Here is an 18,269-nt window from a genome sequence, read left to right as displayed (position 1 = left end):
CGTTTTTCACATTTGTTAGGCCACCTTGTTAGCAACCAAATTGCTTAGCCCGTATCCAGTTTCTCTATTTTGCGGTATATTAAAAACCTATTTATCCGCCTGATTTCAGACGGCCTCAAAACGATACCTCAACATCATCCGTTATGTTTTAAAAGGAATTTCCGAATGTTTAAACGCCCTGAAGAATTCATTGTCGCCATACTTGCCGCACTCTGGGTGGTTCTAACCTATCTGATAACCGATTATTTCGGCGCGCCAACCCAAACCAAATTGCTCATTAGCGCCTTAACACTTATTTGCGCTGCCGTTTGTTTTATTTTGTGGCAACGCCATTTGAGTCGCGCTATCTGGCCGTTTTTCTTCGGACTGCTCGTTGCCTGCTGGTGGCCTTATCTTGATTGGGTGGCCGTTCGCGATATTTTGGTTTCCGACGGCAATGTTTCCAACACGATTGTGATTGCCAAACCTTGGTATGCCACATGGACTTTCAAATGGATTATTGCGGTTATCCCGGTGATTTTAGGGTATGCCATAAAATGGAAACTACACAATAAATATAAAAAACAAATAATCGACTAATTTTATTATATAAGCCGTCTGAAAGTTTCAGACGGCTTAATATTAAAAACTGCTTCATGCAAAACTATCGGGTTTGTATTACAATAACGCGCTTATTCTGTGGTTCGAAAACCTCCCACATAAAAAAACTAAGGAAAATCAATGACCAGAAGCACCCAAGAGCTGCAAGACATCACCTTGCTCGGCAATCAAAACGTTGTCTATCACACCGAATACGCCCCCGAAATTTTAGAAGCGTTCGACAACAAACATCCCGATAACGATTATTTCGTTACTTTCACCTGCCCCGAATTCACCAGCCTATGCCCCATTACCGGGCAACCGGATTTTGCAACCATTTATATCCGCTATATCCCCCATATTAAAATGGTAGAAAGCAAATCGCTGAAACTGTATCTCTTCAGCTTCCGCAATCATGGTGATTTTCATGAAGACTGCGTCAATATCATCATGAAAGATCTTATCAAACTGATGCAACCGAAATATATCGAAGTTTTCGGTGAATTCACCCCGCGCGGCGGCATTGCCATCCATCCTTTTGCCAACTATGGCAAACCGGATTCGGAATACGAACAGCTCGCCAAAACCCGCCTATTTGCGCACGAGATGCGTTCCTAAGGCATATAAAAAAACCAAAACAACCTGTTCCAGCATAGCCACCTATAAAACATAGGCAATATTGGCTATATACGGCATTTAGGCCGTCTGAAATATATCCGACTATTATTAAATGAAAGATAACCCGTGTTCCACTTTACCGACGCTCAATTGAAAAAAGCCTTAATCCGGCTGTCTTTTTTCCATATCCTTATTATTGCATCCAGCAACTATCTGGTTCAGTTCCCCTTTGAAATCTTCGGCTTTCATACCACTTGGGGTGCCTTTACCTTTCCGTTTATTTTTCTGGCCACCGATTTAACCGTGCGTATTTTTGGCCAAACCCCTGCCCGCCGTATTATTTTCCGTGTGATGTTTCCCGCGCTGCTGTTGTCTTATGTGTTATCGGTTTTATTTCACGACGGCCACTGGACAGGCTGGACTTCACTCTCATCATTTAATACCTTTACCGGACGTATTGCTTTGGCCAGTTTTGCCGCATATGTATTCGGCCAACTCATGGATATTTTTGTATTCAACCGATTACGCAAGCTTAAATCCTGGTGGATTGCCCCTACTGCTTCCACCATTCTAGGCAATGCTCTGGATACGCTAATCTTTTTCGGTATTGCTTTTTATGCCAGCAGTGATGCCTTTATGGCGGCAAACTGGCCTGAAATCGCGTTGGTAGACTATCTGTTCAAATTGATTATCTGCACCCTTTTCTTCCTACCTGCCTACGGCATTCTATTGAATATCCTAACCAAAAAGCTCACCGCTTTAAATCAAGGCACGCCTAACCAACAAACGGCGGTGTACGAATCCTAATACCCTATGCCAATATATATAAAACGCCGTCTGAAAGATTTCAGACGGCGTTTTATATATTGGCCCCGCCGACAGGAATCGAACCTGTATTTTACGCTTAGGAGGCATACGTTCTATCCGTTGAACTACAGCGGGAAATCTCATCAGACAAACAGATAGGCGGTATCAAGTATTTCCCGCACCGATTCATTATCTGATATTGAAACCTTAAGACACGCGGGCCAACGACTCTTCAGCTAAAGAACGCATCGCCTGCGTTACCTCGTTGTCCGGCAGTTTATCCAAACATGCCACCGCTTTTTCTACGGCTTTTGCCGCTTCCGAAACCGAATAAGACAGCGCATCCGAGTTCATTACATACTGATAAATTTTATCAAAATAGCTTCTATCCGCATTTTGTAATGCCGTACGAACATCGTCCGCCACTTCTTGGCTACCCTGTCTCATCAGATAAATCAACGGTAAAGTAGGTTTACCCTCTGCCAAATCATCGCCGACATTTTTACCGATTTCATCGGCATGGCCGGAATAATCCAACACATCATCAATAATTTGGAAAGCCGTGCCGACATACATACCGTAATCTTTTAATGCTTGTTCTTGCTCCGGTGTCGCACCGGCTAAAATCGCGCCGACTTGGGCGGCGGCTTCAAATAATTTAGCCGTTTTGTATTGAATCACACGCACATATTCTGCCTCGGTGATATCGGTATTGCCGATATTCATCAGCTGCATCACCTCGCCTTCGGCAATAATATTGGTCGCATCGGCCATCACTTCCAAAATCTTCATACTGCCCGAACCCACCATTAACTGGAACGCTCGGGTATAAAGGAAGTCACCGACCAATACGGCCGCCGCATTGCCGAATAAGTTATTCGCGGTTTTGCGGCCGCGGCGCAATTCGCTTTCATCCACCACATCATCATGCAACAGCGTGGAAGTATGGATAAATTCCACCATAGCGGCGAGTGAATAAAGCTTATCATCATCATAATCCAAAGCCTTGCCGGCTAAAATTGTGATAATCGGGCGCAACCGTTTGCCGCCCGCGCTGATGATGTAAGTACCGATTTGCGAAATCAAAGCCACTTCGGACTGTACCGCACGATTAATCACGACATTAACCCGTGCAAGGTCGTCATTGAGATGGCGTTTAAAATAAGGCAGGTTTTCGAGCATGACGTTTGGTTTTCGTATAAAAACAAAAAAGCGGGAAAAAATGGATTCAAACAACGACAGGCGATTATAGCAGTTAATGGCCGACAACTGCACTGCTGTAATACTGATTTCAATCAGCATGATGTTATTACACATAAAAACTTTGACAAAACAAAACAATAAAATTAAAATTCATGGTTTCGCGCATGGTGCGCGGAATAACCTATTAAATTTAATGGAGTTGAGTATGTACGCGGTCATAAAAACCGGCGGTAAACAATATAAAGTTACCGTTGGCCAAAAATTGAAAGTAGAACAGATACCAGCCGAACTCGACAGCCAAATCGAACTAAACGAAGTTTTGATGATTGCTGACGGTGAATCTGTAAAAGTAGGCACACCTCTTGTTGAGGGCGCAAAAGTAACAGCCAAAGTGGTCGCCCACGGGCGCGGCGAAAAAGTACGCATTTTCAAAATGCGCCGCCGTAAACACTACCAAAAACGTCAAGGTCACCGCCAAAATTTCACCCAAATTGAAATCGTGGCAATCGCTTAATTAATTAGGAGTAATTCAAATGGCAACCAAAAAAGCTGGTGGTAGCTCTAAAAACGGCCGCGATTCAGAAGCCAAACGCTTGGGTGTAAAAGCATTCGGTAACGAATTGATTCCGGCAGGTTCTATTATCGTCCGTCAACGCGGTACCAAATTCCACGCCGGCGACAATGTAGGCATGGGTAAAGATCACACCCTGTTTGCAAAAGTAGACGGTTATGTAGAATTCAAAACCAAAGGTGCTTTAAACCGTAAAACCGTAAGCATCCGCCCTTATACCGGCGCGGACGAATAATCTGTTTACAACAGTTTATCGACATACAAAAACCGCATATTGAAAGCAACTGCTTTGATATATGCGGTTTTTTATATCAGGCCGTCTGAAACCTTCATTGACCAATATTAAAAGCATGTTAAAAACCCGCACATTATGACGGCATTTCGGTTATCCTTATGGCTGTTTTATTTTCTCTAATTTGTCATTAAAGGAGTTGTCATGACACCTGACAGCGACATTATCATTATCGGTGGCGGCCCATCCGGATTGAGCTTTGCCGGAGCCCTTGCCGACAGCGGTTTAAATATCACACTCATTGAAAAAAGCCCGTTGGAAGTCCTGCAAAATCCGCCTTATGATGGTCGTGAAATCGCCCTCACCCACCTTTCCAAAGAAATCATGCAACGGTTGGGCATTTGGCAACGCATTCCCGAACATGAAATCTACCCTTTGCGTGACGCCAAAGTATTAAACGGACGATCCGACTACCAATTGCACTTTCCGCAACCTGCTTATGCGCGTGGCGAACCGACCGACCGCTTAGGCTATTTGATTTCAAACCACAATATCCGCAAAGCCAGCTATGAAGCCGTAGCGGACGCGAAAAATATTACATTCATCTGCGGCGAAGGCGTTAAACAGGTAAAAACCAACACTGAAGAAGCACAGGTTACACTAGAAAGCGGCCGTACGTTGACCGCCAAATTGCTTGTTGCAGCCGACAGCCGTTTTTCACAAACCCGCAGACAGCTCGGCATCGCTTCCGATATGCACGATTATGGCCGAACTATGTTCTTATGCCGTATGAAACACACGCTATCCAACCAACATACTGCCTATGAATGCTTCCATTATGGTCGTACCATCGCCCTACTGCCTTTAGAAGAAAACCTCACCAATACCGTTATCACCGTAGATAGCGATCGGGTATCTTCCATACAGAACCTGTCTGACCAAGAACTGGCCGCCACGGTACAGCAACAATTGGGCAACCGTTTAGGCGATATGGAATTGGTCAGCACCCGCCACGCTTATCCTTTAGCCGGCGTATTGGCAGAACGTTTTTACGGCGTACGCAGTGCCTTAATCGGTGATGCCGCAGTCGGTATGCATCCTGTTACAGCTCACGGTTTCAACCTAGGGCTTGCCAGTGCCGATATTCTGGCCGGTTTGGTAACCGAAGCAGCCCAAAAAGGCAAAAATATTGCCTCACAAGAACTGCTTTCCCAATATGACAGCAAACATGCACTACATGCCCGTTCGCTTTATTACGGCACCAATATGCTGCTGAAGCTCTTTACCAACGAAGCGCCACCGGCAAAACTGCTCCGTGGTTTGGTATTGCGTGTCAGCAATAACCTGCCGCCGTTGAAAAAATTGATTACACGGCAGCTTACCGGCTAATAAATTCAAGACAAAGGCCGTCTGAAAAGTTTGAACTGCACCCCAAAAGTTGGACACCCCTCCAACCCATTAAGGTGCAGTTTCTTATGAGCAAATATACATTAGACTTTAAATACCAAGCCGTACAATATTATCAGCGCGTACGCAGCCAACAGCGTACCGCCGATCACTTTAATATTTCCCGTACCTATTTACGCCGCTGGATAGCCGCATCTAACCAAGAATGAGAAATGGCTGACTGATGCCACCGAATTCAAGTGCAGCAACGGTAAACTGTATCTGTCACCGATATTGGATGTATTTAACCGGGAAATCATCGCTTATTCGATGAGCCGCCGCCCGAACAGCGAGATGGTGGAAAGAATGCTGAATGATCCAGTCTGTAAGCTGACAAAAGCAGATAAAGTGCTGCTGCATTCCAATCAAGGTGTGCTGTACCGTACGGAAGCCTACCGTCGCACGTTGACGAAACACGGAATGCTTTTATCAGGAAGGCAGACTTTCGACAACAGAGCTGATACAGACAATAGACGACTATATCCGGCACTACAATCATGAGCGATGTAGTTTGAAATTGAAAAAGCTGAGTCCTGTGGCATACAGAACCCAGCTCGAAAAGGCAGCCTGAAAAGGCTTTTATGTTTGTCCAAGATTTGGGGGGGTAGTTCAAGGTTCAGACGGCCTTTATTGTATTGATTGAAATATCAATCCAACACCGGCAACTATATTATAAAACCCCGTGTATCCGCTTATTTATGTTGGTCAGACTTATCAGCTTCCTGCATACAACCCGTTGCCTTATACAACGCAATAATAATCGCTGCATGCAATCTTTCCCACTCCAAAGGAATCACAAAAGATCGCCCTTCACGAGGCAACATAATTTCATCCGGTGCGCCTCTTATCACAACAGGTACGGAAATTTCAAATTTCTCACCAAACTGACTCCGTGCATTCCCTGCAATCGTATTGGCAACTTCGCCAATCAAATCCATAATATTTTCTTCCGATGTATCGGTTTCCCCCATCAATACCAATAAGCGTTTAGCCATTTGTTGCGGACAGGTAAAATACACAATCCCCCTAGTACATCCTGATACCGCAATCACACCGGAATAATGTTGGGCGGCAGGTATCTTATTTTCAACAAGATAAGGCGTTCCAATAAAGACTTCCTCTCCGGCCACTTGGGTAAAATATTTACGCACCCCCTCTAAAAATACTTGTATTTTATCCTCTTTCATTGACAACCTCCGCCGACATTTCACGGAGTGCTTCAAATAAGTCCTCATCGGTAAAAGGCTTATAGATAAACCCGCGCGCACCATACTCCAATGCTTTAATACCTGTGGCTTTATCTGCCAATGCGGAAATCACCAGAATATTAGCATTTTCATCCAATTTGATGATATTACGGATACAGGCCAACCCATCCATTTTGGGCATCGTCAGATCCATGGTAACCAAATCGGGTTTCAATATTTCATAGAGCTGAACGGCATCCACACCATTGGCCGCCGTCGCCACCACTTCAAACCCTTGGCTTTCAGAGCTTCGTGTAATACGGTTCCGGATAACATTGGAATCATCCACCACCATTATCGTAATCATTGTTTTCCCTTTTATAATGTGTTGAATATATAGAAATTAACTTCCAAAGCCATATCCAATATGCTATATAAGATACCGTTATATGGCTTTTATTGCCCCCTAATCCGATATTAAAATTTATTCGGTATGCTTAAGGTAATGCATGTATATGCCCCTACCCGAGTAGAAATAGAGACTTTACCTTTTAATTTTCTGATTCTGTCGTTCACTAAATCCATACCGACACCGCGTCCTGCATCTTCATTCTTATTGATAGCAGTCGAAAATCCGGGCATAAAGATTTTCTGTATCAATGCTTGTTTGTCTAATTTGGCTGCCTCTTCTTCAGAATACATGTTTTGTTTAACCAATGCGGTGCGGATTAACTCCGTATCAATACCCGTACCATCATCCTGTATATCAAGACGGAATGTATTCTCGGTTTCTACCAAAGCCAATCGTATATGGCCGGATTCCAATTTATGCTTTTGTTTGCGAACCTGCGGTATTTCTACACCGTGTACGACCGCATTTCTCAATAACTGTACCGCCAATTCTTTAAATTGGCTTCTCACCATCATGCTGATACGCGGGTTATCCATACCTTCGCAACTGAAATCCACTTTTTTACCATTTCGCTCGGCCAATTCTTGTACATATTTATTGAGTTGGCCTTTCATTGGTTCAGGATTCTGAATATGTCGTGCGGCAAGTGGCGAATGCCGGCCGCCTTCGGTGGCTTTATTAATGCGGTTATTTAAATCCTCAATGGTTTGAGTCAGGTTAAACAACTCTTCCAATGATACGGTCAACATGAGGAAATCTTCCCCGTTTAATGTTTTTCTACCCTGCAAGTCTTTCAGATTTTCTTCCAATCTTTCTGCAATGGTTACAAAACCATGTAAATTCAAAGAACTCGCATCACCTTTCAAGCCATGTACTTCTCGAAAAATCACATGTAATTTCTCAAAAAAATCCGCCTGAGCTTTTACCGGTTGTTTTAAAACCTCATTAATACTGTTATTGCGCTTTTTAGCCGTGTCAATAAAATCAGTCAGCAATTTGGCATCCGCATTCAAAATAAATGACAACATTTCCATCTGTAAATCATTTTGCTTGCGCTCTTTAGTAATCTTATCGGCCAATAATACCGAATCGGTTTCATCCGTTACGCTAACCAAGACACGGGCAATTTCATTATCGTGGTAGACCCTGTTAAATTTAAAATCCAAATAACGGGTTTCTTTTACACCTTTCTGATTGGTTACAATCATCGGGCTTCGGATAAACGGATTCAGACTACCGATTAATTTTTCCTTTGTTCTCGGATTATAAAGCTGACGGATAAAACTACCGGCAACTTCCAAATCATCGGGATTACTCACCATATCAGATAAAACACTCAGCATATTTTGCCCGCCAAAATCTCTTTTACCCCATAAATGCTCTAATTCTTGAGAATACTGCGAACCGATATTTAAATTTTTATCGAGCAAAAATAAACCGCTATTGACTGCTTGTAAAATTTCCAAATTCTCACGACGAACTTTTGCCGCTTCCTGATCAGATTTTGTCAGCCGTCGCATAAAGAAGCCCATAAAGAATAAAAAATACAATACTGACAATCCGATACCGGCTATCTGAACATTTTTTTGTAAAGTCGCATATTCGATAATATTTTCATTCAAGCGGACAATAATCTCATCAATATTATCGTAAATCGCTTCTTGATTTTGTGCTGCGAACTCCGATACTTCCTTGGCAAAATCAGCATTACCACCCGAATCGGCCGGATATGCGGTTACCTGACTAAGCAACGACCGGTACTCCCCCCAAATAGCTTCGACCGCATCTAAAGAATTGCGGGTTTCTTTAATCTCCAAAGGCATAATGCGTTCGACACCTTCTACAATGTCGTAAGCACCTCCCTTATCTAAAATGCGGATTAAATCTTCTGCCGTTTTATGTCGCTCTTCCAACCATTTCTGTTTTTCTATTTGCTGAGTAATATATTTAGAATTAACAAGCTGCATCTGTTCCGGATTAGCTGCCAATGCCTTTCTTTCTACATTCTGCTCCAAGCTGGAAATTTGCAGCTCTTGAGTTGCCGTTAAGATATCGTAAAAAGTATCGCTCAACGTACCTGCGGCATCGATTTGAACTTGATTCTTCTGAATTTTGACCGAAATGCTATAACCGTAATACATCAGACCTGAAACCAAAGCCAAAAATACGGCAATAGAAATCGCTACGTTACGGTATCGCTTTCTCAGTGAAAAACTCTGTTCACATGACGGTTGAGCAACATTACATGTAGCATTACCCATAAACAGCCCCTTTTTTTAACAAAAAAAACGTTTTCAATATTTTTAATTATCGGAAGCTTTAAAAATACTTCACTAATATGTTTTCAAAAAAACTTTCAACAAAGAAATAATATACCAAATAAATTTATCAATTACATTAATTTACTGAATATGCCGATCAAGTTACGACACTCTAAAACATGCTATTTATATATTTTCTTCCTATTTATAAACACTTAACTATTTATATATCATGTTGTAAAACTAACACAAATTAAATTTATTTAACAAATAAAATACCCCCCTTACCCAATAGCCAATAAATAATCATCGCAAAACTTCAAGGGTGTCTTTATATTAATGACCGCATAAAATCAGGTAGATAGGTATTTTCTCTACTATTATGTGATAATAAGACAAGTTTAGAACCGTATTGAACCATACCTCCCCCTAGAATTATGTTGAAATTAACGGTTCTACCGTCCATTTATCAGGTATGCTTAAACAATGAAAAAAACCATTTTAATTACAGGCTGCTCAAGCGGCATCGGATACGACACTGCAAAACAATTACACCAAGCCGGTTGGCGTGTCTTTGCATCCTGCCGCAATCAGGAAGATGTCGATCGTTTACAGCGTGAGGGGCTATCTGATGCGCTCCGCTTGGATGTGACCGATATCGGTAATATTCAGACGGCCTTTGAAACCATCTTGGCACAAACCGGCGGATCGTTAGATGCGCTGTTTTGTAATGCCGGTTATGGCCAAGTCGGCGCGGTAGAAGATATTCCCAACGAAGCATTACGCGAACAATTTGCAACCAATGTATTCGGTGCATGGGAATGTATCCGCTTGGCAATGAAAGTATTCCGTAAACAGCAAAGCGGGCGTATTTTAGTCAACAGCAGTATTTTGGGATTCTCCGCCATGCCGTGGCGGGGTGCTTATAACAGCACAAAATTTGCCCTGGAGGGCATGTGCGATACCTTAAGGCATGAAACCTACGGCAGCGGTATTTTTGTCAGCTTGGTCGAACCCGGGCCGATTGCCACCCGCTTCCGCCCGAATGCCTTGAAGAAATTTCTTCAATATATTGATATGTCCAACAGCGTTCATGCCGACAGCTACCAACGCCAATTAAACCGTTTGAAGATGGAAGGAGCTGCCGCACCGTTTACGATGTCGTCCCATGATTGCGCGGCCATTTGTGTGAAAGCATTAACGGCCGACAAGCCTAAACCGCGGTATTTGGTTACTTTCCCTACCGTTTTATTTTGGTATTTACGCCGTCTGCTGCCGATTTGGCTGCTTGACCGTATGCAGCGCGGAGCGGTTAAGGGACAGGGTAAAAAATAAATGCACAAAATTTATCTGGCATCAGGCAGTCCGAGAAGACGGGAAATCTTAGAAAATTTAGGTTATACCGTCTTAAAACTACCTGCCGGCATTGATGAAAGCCCTTTACCAAACGAAACGGCGGTAAATTATGTACTGAGAATGGCTTGTGAAAAAAATGCGGATGCGGTTAGCCGTTGGCAGACGGAATATTCAACCGAACCCGAATATCCTTTGCTCAGCGCAGATACGGTGGTTGCCCTACAAAACCATATTTTGGGTAAACCCGAATCCTCCAAACATGCTTATGAAATCCTTAGCAAACTCTCGGGGACAACCCATCAAGTGCTAACCGCCGTATGTATTTATTGGCAAGGCCGCACTTATCATGTTGTGCAACAAAGTGATGTTGAGTTCAAAGTATTAAATCATGAAGAGATTTCTGCCTATATTGCCAGCGGCGAACCGATGGATAAGGCCGGAGCCTACGGCATTCAAGGCATCGGAGGAATATTTGTTGAGAACTTAAAAGGCAGTTTTACCGGCGTAATGGGGCTGCCGGTTTTTGAAACCATCTCATTATTAAAAACATTAAATATTGATACTCCCCCTTTCAGACGGCCTGAATAGCCACAAAATAAAATATAAAGATACGCTAATATCCAACAAACAGTACGGTTCTAAATCTGTTTATTTTTCATGTCATGCTGTATTCAAATCACAGCGATTTATCAGGAGCCTATACGATGAAACTTTATATTTACGAACATTGCCCGTTTTGCATACGCGCCCGTATGGCTGCGGGCTTTCATCATATGAATATAGAAAATATTATTCTACAAAACGACGACGAAGCCACCCCTATCCGCATGATAGGTTCCAAACAGGTTCCCATTTTGCAAAAAGACGATGGGAGCTATATGGGTGAAAGTCTGGAGATTGTCCGCTATCTAGACGAATTATCCGGGAAAGGCCGTCTGAAAGAAGAAATCCGGCCTGAAATACAAACATGGTTTGATAATGTAAGTAAATATGTCACCCGACTTGTCCATCCTCGTGATGTACTGGTTGATATGCCTGAATTTGCGACACAAGCGGCTATTGATTATTTTGTTCGGAAAAAAGAAAAGAATATCGGTAGTTTTCAAGAAAATCTTGATAAGACTGATGAATATATGCAAAAAATCCGTGCCGATCTGGCCGATCTGGAAAAATGGGTTGTTTCCCCAGAGGGATTAAACGGCACATTCAGCATGGAAGATATTCTTGTATTTCCAATATTATGTATTCTAACCATTGTGCGTGGGCTGACATTCCCTACCAAAACTCAAGCCTATATTGACCGCATCAGCAAAATGACCAATATCCCTTTATTTACCGACAGAGCCATTTAAAATCGGTATTTTTCAGACGGCCCCATACCGTTCTATGTATGAGGCCGTCTGAAAGTATCGACAATACAATTTACCATTAAACATTGAATTTAAACCAACAATTAAAATAAAAATACTTCTCTTATTTAAAAACAGTGCATTTTTTATCTACCCGACTCCCCCCTCTAAAAAAATCACCTTTATCTTCACAACTGCTCGAAGTCGTCTCGCAAATCGTCACAATCAAAGATTCATCAATTTTCAAGCTTCTCGGCTCATTGTTTTTATCGAATGCCACTGCTTTTAAAGTAAATTGATCATCATGGGCACCCCTTGCATTGCCCTGCGGAAGAATACAAAAATGGCCGGTACTGCGCTCTGGCAATATCGGCCATGTGGTTGATGTTTCCTTGAAGCTACGGTTTTGCTGATAGAAACGCTCCATAAAATGTGCATTCTGCAATAAAGCGGCATGTACTTGCGACAAGCGGGCATGACGGATATAGGTTTGATAGCCCCCAATCGCAATAACCGCCAAAATGGCAAATGCTGCCAAAGTTATCATTAATTCAAGCAGCGTAAAGCCTTTATATCGTTTTAACATACTTTATCCTTCTATTATTCATAATAAATAGAAAGAGTATGTTTATTTTTAAAGAAATTGTAAATCAAGTTACCACTAAATCTTCTTATGTGTCTTTATTTATACACATAACAATTTGCTTCTTCACCTGTTGACTGTTCGCAAACACTAACAATCCCATCGCCATTAATCTGCATATAGCGATTTTCATTGGGATTATTATTTTTATTAGGCCTAGCAATTAGTCTAAAATTATCGCCACTCGCTGCCTCATAGCTAATATCAAAGTAGGTATTCTGCTCCAAATCAGCTGCAGCGACCGTACTCGGGAAACGATGTTGCTGACTATAATGCCGCTCCATTTTTTGAGCATTTAACAATAAATTCGCACGCACATTTTCCAAGCGCGTTCGGCGGATATAAGTTTCATATGAAGGGTATGCAATGGTGGCCAAAAGAGCCAATGTTAAAACCACAATCATCAGCTCAATTAATGTAAAACCTTTTTGTTGTTGTTTCATCATATTTGTTCGTAAAAAGAAGTAAGCGTGTTAACCGAATGTGTCTGTTTAAATAATTAAATAATATTTTTTAGCTGTCGGGTAAAAGCAAAATCAGATATTAAACAGACATATTCCTTTGCCGTTTATAACCTGATGATTCAGCCTTTCCAACTATATTTATTCAATTTGTAAGTATAGTTATATTATGCGCCGCTTGTTATATAAAAAGATATTTGGTCTTGTAAATATGATAAACGGAATAATTTTCCGACGAAACTGTTGCATTTTATTTAGTAATGATTTTAAACGATGGAAAGTTTTGTGAAGAAATAATGTTTAATGAGTAAAATATTTTCTTTAAACCCATTAAAAAACAATTAATTAAAAAAATCAACACTCACTATCACACTTGGAGCGGCATTACTTTTACAGTAAACTGTTTCTTTCGGTTTTATCGGGTACTTTTGGTGCCCTTTCTCTGCATTACCAAACAAACGATTAAAACTTTTTAAAGTAAGTGGAAAACAATGGCAAAAGCAAAAAAATGGCTTGCCATATCGGCAGCCGTATTGATTTTAGGGGTGGCGGCTTGGCTATATTTCAAGCCCGAACAAAAAATTAATTATCTGACACAACCGGTTGGCCGTATGGATATCCAACAAACCGTTAGCGCTACCGGAGAGATATCGGCAGCCCAGCTGGTGGATGTCGGCGCACAGGCTTCCGGCCAAATTAAAAAACTTCATGTCAAATTAGGACAACAGGTAGCCAGAGGCGATTTGATTGCTGAAATTGATGCCACCACCCAATTAAACTCTTTAAATACATTCAGAGCCAGATTAGAAACCTATCAGGCACAGCTGCGTTCTGCTGAAATCAGGCGCAAAACTGCGGAACGGAAATACCAACGCGAACAGGCGTTATGGGCGGAACAGGCAACTTCCAAAGCAGAATTGGAAGACGCGGAAGATGCCCGTGCCGAAGCTCGCGCTTCAGTAGCAGAGCTACAATCCTTAATCAAACAAACCCGCATTTCCATCAATACCGCCGAAGCAGATGTAGGCTATACACGCATTGTTTCACCAATAGACGGCACGGTGGTATCCGTACCCGTAGAAGAAGGGCAAACGGTTAACGCCAATCAAACCACACCGACTATCGTACAGGTGGCCGATTTGAGCAAAATGCTGAATAAAATGCAGATTGCCGAGGGCGACGCCAATAAAGTACAGGCCGGCCAACAACTCATTTTTTCTATATTGGGCGATACCGAAGAAGTACAGCGCGAGGCAGTTATCGATTCGATTGACCCGGGGCTGACGATTCTTTCACAAGGCGCTTATTCTGCCAAAACCGACACAACCGATACCGCCGTTTACTATTATGCCCGCTCGTTGGTACCCAATGACGACAATATGTTACACATCGGCATGACCACGGAAAACAGCATTATTATCAAAGGTGTCCAAAACGTACTCGGCATTCCGAATCTAGCCGTTAAAACCAGAGAAGGTCAAAAAATCGTGCGCATTCTCGACGATAAAAACCAACCTCAGGAACGTGTGGTGAAAACCGGCTTGAGCGACGGCACCAATATCGAAATCACAGAGGGGTTGAAAGAAGGCGAGCAAGTGATTCTTTCGGAATCAGACTCTTCCACCCCCAATAACAACAACCGCCCCCGTTTCTAAACAGGGCAAACGGAGCGGGTTATGAGTTTAATCGAATGTAAAAACATCAATCGCTATTTCGGCGAAGGCAACAACCGTGTTCATGTGTTGCAAGATATCAGCCTTTCCATCGAAAAAGGCGATTTTGTTGCCATTATCGGCCAATCCGGTTCGGGCAAATCCACACTGATGAATATCTTAGGGTGTTTGGATGTGGCAAGTTCGGGCTCTTATACCATCGACGGCATAGAAACCGCGCAAATGTCTGCCGACGAATTAGCCGCATTACGCCGTAAACGTTTCGGTTTTATCTTCCAAAGATACAACTTACTCGGCGCCATCAACGCCCGCGACAACGTGGCATTACCATCGGTTTATGCCGGCACAGGGCCGGCCGAACGCAACCGGCGTGCCGAAAGTATTCTGAACGACTTAGGCTTAAAGGGAAAAGAAAACAATAAACCCAGCGAACTTTCAGGCGGCCAACAGCAGCGTGTGAGTATTGCCCGCGCCCTGATGAACGGCGGTGAGATTATTCTGGCCGACGAACCGACCGGTGCTTTGGATACAGAATCGGGCGAAAACGTGATGGAAATTATTCACGATCTACACGAGCAGGGCCACACCGTGATTTTAGTGACCCACGACCCCAAAATTGCCGCCCGCGCCAACCGTATTATCGAAATCAGCGACGGTAAAATTATTAACGACACCAGCAAAACCACTGACATTCCAAGCGGTAATATCACCAGTATCGAAGAAAAAACCTCATGGCTATTTTTTAAAGACCAATTTTTAGAATCTTTCCGGATGTCGGTACAGGCCATTATGGCGCATAAAATGCGCTCGCTACTCACCATGCTCGGCATCATTATCGGTATTGCTTCGGTAGTATCCGTCGTCGCACTCGGCAAAGGTTCGCAAGAAAAAATCCTCGAAGAAATCAATGCCATCGGAACCAACACCATCAGCATTTATCCCGGTCGTGGTTTTGGCGACCGCCGTGCGCGGCGGATACGCACCCTTACCATTCAAGATGCTACAGCGATCGGTAGACAAAGCTATGTTGACAGCACCACACCGATGACGTCTTCCGGCGGCACATTGACTTACCGCAATATGAATCTTTCCGCCCAACTTTACGGTGCGGGCGAACAATATTTCGATGTGCGCGGTATTAAACTGGCCAAAGGCCGTTTTTATGATGCCGATGACGTGAAGCAAAACAATCAAGTGGTGGTGATTGACTACAATACCGAAAGCCAACTGTTTGCAGACGGTACCGACCCATTAGGCAAAATTATTTTCTTCCGCAAACGCCCGCTACGGATTATCGGGGTAACAGAGCCGGACGACAGCGCTTTCGGCAGTAGCGACAGCCTATTGATGTGGGCACCTTACACCACCGTACTCAACCAAATCACCGGACAGCGTTATATCAGCTCCATTATTGTGAAATTGAAAGACAATGCCAATGCGCAAGCCGCCGAAAACAGCCTGACCGAACTACTCACCATCAGACACGATGCCGTTGATTTCTTTATGCGCAACAGTGACAGCATCAAACAAACCGTAGAAAGCACGGCCGGCACCATGACGCTGCTCATTTCCAGTATCGCCCTGATTTCACTGGTGGTCGGCGGTATCGGTGTGATGAACATTATGTTGGTATCCGTCACCGAGCGTACCAAAGAAATCGGCATACGCATGGCCATCGGCGCCCGCCAATCCAATATTTTGCAGCAGTTTCTTATCGAAGCCGTTCTCATCTGCCTGATAGGCGGGCTGACCGGCGTATTGTTTTCTTTTGTCATCAGCGTATTGTTTAACCATTTCGTGACCGATTTTGCGATGGCTTTTTCCACCATGTCGATTGTTGCCGCCGTTTCCTGCTCCACCATTATCGGCGTGATATTCGGTTTTATGCCCGCCAGACGCGCTTCACGTTTAAATCCGATTGATGCGCTGGCACACGATTAAACCATTCGGACGGCCACTCAAGCCGTCTGAAACCATCGGAACCGTTTTATGAAACCACAAACTTCTTTTCAGACGGCCTTCACCTTAGGAGTGGTTTTCCTACTTGGCGGCTGCGCCGTTAACCACAGTGCCGATCAAAACCTAACACTGGCGGCAACAGGCAATGTGATTTCCGCCACCGAAACCGCCCGGCGCTACCATATCCAGCCCAATTGGTGGGAAGGCTACCAAGACGACCAACTCAATGCCCTTATTCAACAAGCATTCGAGCGCAATATCGATTTAAAAAAAGCCGCCATCCGCATTAACAAAGCCCTTTATCAAGCCAATATTTTAGGGGCGGATTTGGTGCCCGACTTCAACGCCTCTCTAGGCGCTACCAATAATAAAAATCTCGATACCGGCAACAGCAACACTTCATACAGCAGCCAACTCGGTTTAAGCTACGAGCTTGATTTGTGGCACAGGCTCAACGCCAGAGCCGATGCCCAACTATGGGAATATCAGGCAACCGCCCAAGATATGGCCGCCACCCGGTTAACCTTGGCCAACAATATTACCGATGCCTATTTCAATATTGCCTATCTCAACGAGGCCATCAACCTAACTGAAAAAACCATACGGCAATATCAAGAAATCAGCCGCATTATGTCGGCCAAATACCGCTACGGAAAAGCCGATGCCGCCAGCCCCCGCCAAGCGGAGCAGTCACTCTTGGCCGCACAAAGCAGCCTGACGCAATTGGCTACGCAAAAAGAAACTGCCGAAGAAGTGCTGAGAAATTTATTAAACCTCAAACCCGGCGAATCGCCTGCTGCCAATCCTGAAAATTTCCGCCTGCATGATGTCATCGGTGTGGATTTAAACGTTCCCATTGCCACACTGGCCAACCGCCCCGATCTGCGTGCGGCCGAATACCGACTGCAATCCGCCTTGAGAAACGTTGATGCAGAAAGGCGCAGCTATTATCCCAGCGTTACCATCGGCGCCAGTATCAGCACGGCTTCCGATACGGCCGGCACCCTATTTCATGTGCCGTTTCTCGGCAGTTCGTTGAGAATCAACCTGCCTTTCTTGGATTGGAAAACGCTGAAATGGACGAATAAAAATGCCGAAGCCGATTTTCAAGCAGCCAATCTAGATTTTGAACAAGCCGTAACCACCGCCTTAAACGAAGTCGCCACAAATTACCAAAAATACCGCAATGCCCTGCAAACCTATGCCGACAGCCAACAACAATATGCCTTACGGCAGAAAAACAGCCGCTATTATCAAATACGCTATGAAAACGGCAAAAACGAATTAAGGGTCTGGCTGGAAGCCTTAAACGATGAATACAGCGCCGCCCGCACGCTGTTAAACCAGCGCTATGAAAGCCTGCAATACGAAAACATGATCTATAAAGCCATGGCCGGCCGTTACAGCACCGGCAATAGCGCAAGTAATACCACATTGGAATAAGCAACCATTCCCAAACACCAATATCCATATTTTAAACCTAATAAAACAAATGGTCATATAATATGCCAA

At 43.7% G+C, this 18,269-nt stretch carries 19 protein-coding genes, 1 tRNA gene, 2 pseudogenes and 1 riboswitch; of the genes and pseudogenes, 15 read left to right on the top strand and 7 right to left on the bottom strand.

Annotated elements, in window-relative coordinates:
• Positions 1 to 165 precede the first annotated feature (165 nt).
• The 3 genes from NXS09_RS03395 to NXS09_RS03385 all read left to right on the top strand — a co-directional run bounded on the left by NXS09_RS03395 (position 166) and on the right by NXS09_RS03385 (position 2,004).
• Positions 166 to 579: a hypothetical protein gene (locus NXS09_RS03395; protein ID WP_259291147.1), complete on the top strand. Its 414-nt coding sequence runs from the start codon at positions 166 to 168 to the stop codon at positions 577 to 579.
• A 93-nt stretch (positions 580 to 672) separates the two neighbouring features.
• Positions 673 to 717, top strand: a riboswitch (PreQ1 riboswitch).
• 3 nt (positions 718 to 720) lie between these two features.
• Positions 721 to 1,197 carry a preQ(1) synthase gene (gene queF, locus NXS09_RS03390; protein ID WP_259291146.1) on the top strand — a complete coding sequence of 159 codons (477 nt, stop codon included), beginning with the start codon at positions 721 to 723 and terminating at the stop codon, positions 1,195 to 1,197.
• A 126-nt stretch (positions 1,198 to 1,323) separates the two neighbouring features.
• On the top strand, positions 1,324 to 2,004 hold the full coding sequence (locus NXS09_RS03385) for a 7-cyano-7-deazaguanine/7-aminomethyl-7-deazaguanine transporter (protein ID WP_259291145.1): 681 nt from the start codon (positions 1,324 to 1,326) through the stop codon (positions 2,002 to 2,004).
• Positions 2,005 to 2,064: 60 nt separating this feature from the next.
• Here NXS09_RS03385 and NXS09_RS03380 read toward each other — a convergent pair.
• Positions 2,065 to 2,139: transfer RNA gene (locus NXS09_RS03380), tRNA-Arg, on the bottom strand.
• Positions 2,140 to 2,211: 72 nt separating this feature from the next.
• A complete protein-coding gene (locus tag NXS09_RS03375) occupies positions 2,212 to 3,186 on the bottom strand; it encodes a polyprenyl synthetase family protein (protein WP_259291144.1) in 975 nt (324 codons plus the stop codon).
• Between the two features lie 226 nt (positions 3,187 to 3,412).
• Here NXS09_RS03375 and rplU point away from each other — a divergent pair, with 226 nt between their 5' ends.
• The 6 genes and pseudogenes from rplU to NXS09_RS10800 form a co-directional block, all read left to right on the top strand.
• Positions 3,413 to 3,721 (top strand): 50S ribosomal protein L21, encoded by a 309-nt coding sequence (gene rplU / locus NXS09_RS03370; protein WP_151050748.1) that lies wholly within the window; start codon positions 3,413 to 3,415, stop codon positions 3,719 to 3,721.
• A gap of 19 nt (positions 3,722 to 3,740) precedes the next feature.
• Positions 3,741 to 4,013: a 50S ribosomal protein L27 gene (gene rpmA, locus NXS09_RS03365; RefSeq protein WP_259291143.1), complete on the top strand. Its 273-nt coding sequence runs from the start codon at positions 3,741 to 3,743 to the stop codon at positions 4,011 to 4,013.
• 201 nt (positions 4,014 to 4,214) lie between these two features.
• Positions 4,215 to 5,399 carry a 5-demethoxyubiquinol-8 5-hydroxylase UbiM gene (gene ubiM / locus NXS09_RS03360; RefSeq protein WP_259291142.1) on the top strand — a complete coding sequence of 395 codons (1,185 nt, stop codon included), beginning with the start codon at positions 4,215 to 4,217 and terminating at the stop codon, positions 5,397 to 5,399.
• Between the two features lie 86 nt (positions 5,400 to 5,485).
• Positions 5,486 to 5,626: a helix-turn-helix domain-containing protein gene (locus NXS09_RS03355; protein ID WP_259291141.1), complete on the top strand. Its 141-nt coding sequence runs from the start codon at positions 5,486 to 5,488 to the stop codon at positions 5,624 to 5,626.
• Positions 5,627 to 5,633: 7 nt separating this feature from the next.
• Positions 5,634 to 5,825, top strand: a pseudogene (locus NXS09_RS10805) (DDE-type integrase/transposase/recombinase); the annotation flags it as partial.
• Between the two features lie 58 nt (positions 5,826 to 5,883).
• Positions 5,884 to 6,027: pseudogene (locus NXS09_RS10800) on the top strand (IS3 family transposase); the annotation flags it as partial.
• A gap of 121 nt (positions 6,028 to 6,148) precedes the next feature.
• Here the strand turns inward: NXS09_RS10800 and NXS09_RS03350 are convergent.
• The 3 genes from NXS09_RS03350 to NXS09_RS03340 all read right to left on the bottom strand — a co-directional run bounded on the left by NXS09_RS03350 (position 6,149) and on the right by NXS09_RS03340 (position 9,316).
• On the bottom strand, positions 6,149 to 6,643 hold the full coding sequence (locus NXS09_RS03350; protein WP_259291140.1) for a chemotaxis protein CheX: 495 nt from the start codon (positions 6,641 to 6,643) through the stop codon (positions 6,149 to 6,151).
• A complete protein-coding gene (locus NXS09_RS03345) occupies positions 6,630 to 7,010 on the bottom strand; it encodes a response regulator (protein ID WP_259291139.1) in 381 nt (126 codons plus the stop codon). The genes NXS09_RS03350 and NXS09_RS03345 overlap by 14 nt, the downstream gene beginning before the upstream one ends.
• A gap of 110 nt (positions 7,011 to 7,120) precedes the next feature.
• Positions 7,121 to 9,316, bottom strand: a complete 2,196-nt coding sequence (locus tag NXS09_RS03340; RefSeq protein WP_259291138.1) for an ATP-binding protein — start codon at positions 9,314 to 9,316, stop codon at positions 7,121 to 7,123.
• Between the two features lie 486 nt (positions 9,317 to 9,802).
• On the opposite strand from NXS09_RS03340, the gene NXS09_RS03335 reads away from it, so the two are divergent.
• From NXS09_RS03335 to grxB, 3 genes are all read left to right on the top strand, one after another.
• Positions 9,803 to 10,651 carry an SDR family NAD(P)-dependent oxidoreductase gene (locus tag NXS09_RS03335; RefSeq protein ID WP_259291137.1) on the top strand — a complete coding sequence of 283 codons (849 nt, stop codon included), beginning with the start codon at positions 9,803 to 9,805 and terminating at the stop codon, positions 10,649 to 10,651.
• Positions 10,652 to 11,260, top strand: coding sequence for a Maf family protein (locus NXS09_RS03330; protein WP_259291136.1), 609 nt, complete (start codon positions 10,652 to 10,654; stop codon positions 11,258 to 11,260).
• A gap of 116 nt (positions 11,261 to 11,376) precedes the next feature.
• Complete coding sequence (gene grxB, locus NXS09_RS03325; RefSeq protein WP_259291135.1) at positions 11,377 to 12,024, top strand: glutaredoxin 2; 648 nt, start codon at positions 11,377 to 11,379, stop codon at positions 12,022 to 12,024.
• 121 nt (positions 12,025 to 12,145) lie between these two features.
• On the opposite strand, the gene NXS09_RS03320 is transcribed toward grxB, so the two are convergent.
• Positions 12,146 to 12,607: a type IV pilin protein gene (locus NXS09_RS03320; RefSeq protein ID WP_259291134.1), complete on the bottom strand. Its 462-nt coding sequence runs from the start codon at positions 12,605 to 12,607 to the stop codon at positions 12,146 to 12,148.
• A 95-nt stretch (positions 12,608 to 12,702) separates the two neighbouring features.
• Entirely contained in the window at positions 12,703 to 13,110 is a 408-nt protein-coding gene (locus tag NXS09_RS03315; protein WP_289623062.1) for a type IV pilin protein, read from the bottom strand.
• A 506-nt stretch (positions 13,111 to 13,616) separates the two neighbouring features.
• Between NXS09_RS03315 and NXS09_RS03305 the strand changes: the two genes are divergently transcribed.
• Genes NXS09_RS03305 through NXS09_RS03295 form a run of 3 tightly spaced genes read left to right on the top strand, consistent with a single transcriptional unit; the run spans position 13,617 to position 18,200 of the window.
• Positions 13,617 to 14,780, top strand: coding sequence for an efflux RND transporter periplasmic adaptor subunit (locus tag NXS09_RS03305; protein ID WP_259291133.1), 1,164 nt, complete (start codon positions 13,617 to 13,619; stop codon positions 14,778 to 14,780).
• Positions 14,781 to 14,801: 21 nt separating this feature from the next.
• The gene (locus tag NXS09_RS03300; RefSeq protein WP_259291132.1) at positions 14,802 to 16,739 is read left to right on the top strand and encodes a MacB family efflux pump subunit; all 1,938 of its coding nucleotides are present in this window, start codon (positions 14,802 to 14,804) and stop codon (positions 16,737 to 16,739) included.
• 48 nt (positions 16,740 to 16,787) lie between these two features.
• Entirely contained in the window at positions 16,788 to 18,200 is a 1,413-nt protein-coding gene (locus tag NXS09_RS03295; RefSeq protein ID WP_259291131.1) for a TolC family protein, read from the top strand.
• Positions 18,201 to 18,269: the final 69 nt, after the last annotated feature.

It is taken from the genome of Neisseria montereyensis (genome assembly GCF_024834045.1).
Classification (GTDB): Bacteria; Pseudomonadota; Gammaproteobacteria; order Burkholderiales; family Neisseriaceae; genus Neisseria; species Neisseria montereyensis.
Note: the sequence above shows the minus strand (reverse complement) of the source record. Positions and strands in the feature narration are given on the sequence as shown.

What these genes read in the sequence shown, in the direction of transcription:
- NXS09_RS03395 (WP_259291147.1), top strand. Translation starts at nt 166, where the DNA reads ATGTTTAAACGCCCTGAAGAATTCATTGTCGCCATACTTGCCGCACTC.
- queF (WP_259291146.1), top strand. Translation starts at nt 721, where the DNA reads ATGACCAGAAGCACCCAAGAGCTGCAAGACATCACCTTGCTCGGCAAT.
- NXS09_RS03375 (WP_259291144.1), bottom strand. Translation starts at nt 3,186, where the DNA reads ATGCTCGAAAACCTGCCTTATTTTAAACGCCATCTCAATGACGACCTT.
- rplU (WP_151050748.1), top strand. Translation starts at nt 3,413, where the DNA reads ATGTACGCGGTCATAAAAACCGGCGGTAAACAATATAAAGTTACCGTT.
- rpmA (WP_259291143.1), top strand. Translation starts at nt 3,741, where the DNA reads ATGGCAACCAAAAAAGCTGGTGGTAGCTCTAAAAACGGCCGCGATTCA.
- ubiM (WP_259291142.1), top strand. Translation starts at nt 4,215, where the DNA reads ATGACACCTGACAGCGACATTATCATTATCGGTGGCGGCCCATCCGGA.
- NXS09_RS03355 (WP_259291141.1), top strand. Translation starts at nt 5,486, where the DNA reads ATGAGCAAATATACATTAGACTTTAAATACCAAGCCGTACAATATTAT.
- NXS09_RS03350 (WP_259291140.1), bottom strand. Translation starts at nt 6,643, where the DNA reads ATGAAAGAGGATAAAATACAAGTATTTTTAGAGGGGGTGCGTAAATAT.
- NXS09_RS03345 (WP_259291139.1), bottom strand. Translation starts at nt 7,010, where the DNA reads ATGATTACGATAATGGTGGTGGATGATTCCAATGTTATCCGGAACCGT.
- NXS09_RS03340 (WP_259291138.1), bottom strand. Translation starts at nt 9,316, where the DNA reads ATGGGTAATGCTACATGTAATGTTGCTCAACCGTCATGTGAACAGAGT.
- NXS09_RS03335 (WP_259291137.1), top strand. Translation starts at nt 9,803, where the DNA reads ATGAAAAAAACCATTTTAATTACAGGCTGCTCAAGCGGCATCGGATAC.
- NXS09_RS03330 (WP_259291136.1), top strand. Translation starts at nt 10,652, where the DNA reads ATGCACAAAATTTATCTGGCATCAGGCAGTCCGAGAAGACGGGAAATC.
- grxB (WP_259291135.1), top strand. Translation starts at nt 11,377, where the DNA reads ATGAAACTTTATATTTACGAACATTGCCCGTTTTGCATACGCGCCCGT.
- NXS09_RS03320 (WP_259291134.1), bottom strand. Translation starts at nt 12,607, where the DNA reads ATGTTAAAACGATATAAAGGCTTTACGCTGCTTGAATTAATGATAACT.
- NXS09_RS03315 (WP_289623062.1), bottom strand. Translation starts at nt 13,110, where the DNA reads ATGATGAAACAACAACAAAAAGGTTTTACATTAATTGAGCTGATGATT.
- NXS09_RS03305 (WP_259291133.1), top strand. Translation starts at nt 13,617, where the DNA reads ATGGCAAAAGCAAAAAAATGGCTTGCCATATCGGCAGCCGTATTGATT.
- NXS09_RS03300 (WP_259291132.1), top strand. Translation starts at nt 14,802, where the DNA reads ATGAGTTTAATCGAATGTAAAAACATCAATCGCTATTTCGGCGAAGGC.
- NXS09_RS03295 (WP_259291131.1), top strand. Translation starts at nt 16,788, where the DNA reads ATGAAACCACAAACTTCTTTTCAGACGGCCTTCACCTTAGGAGTGGTT.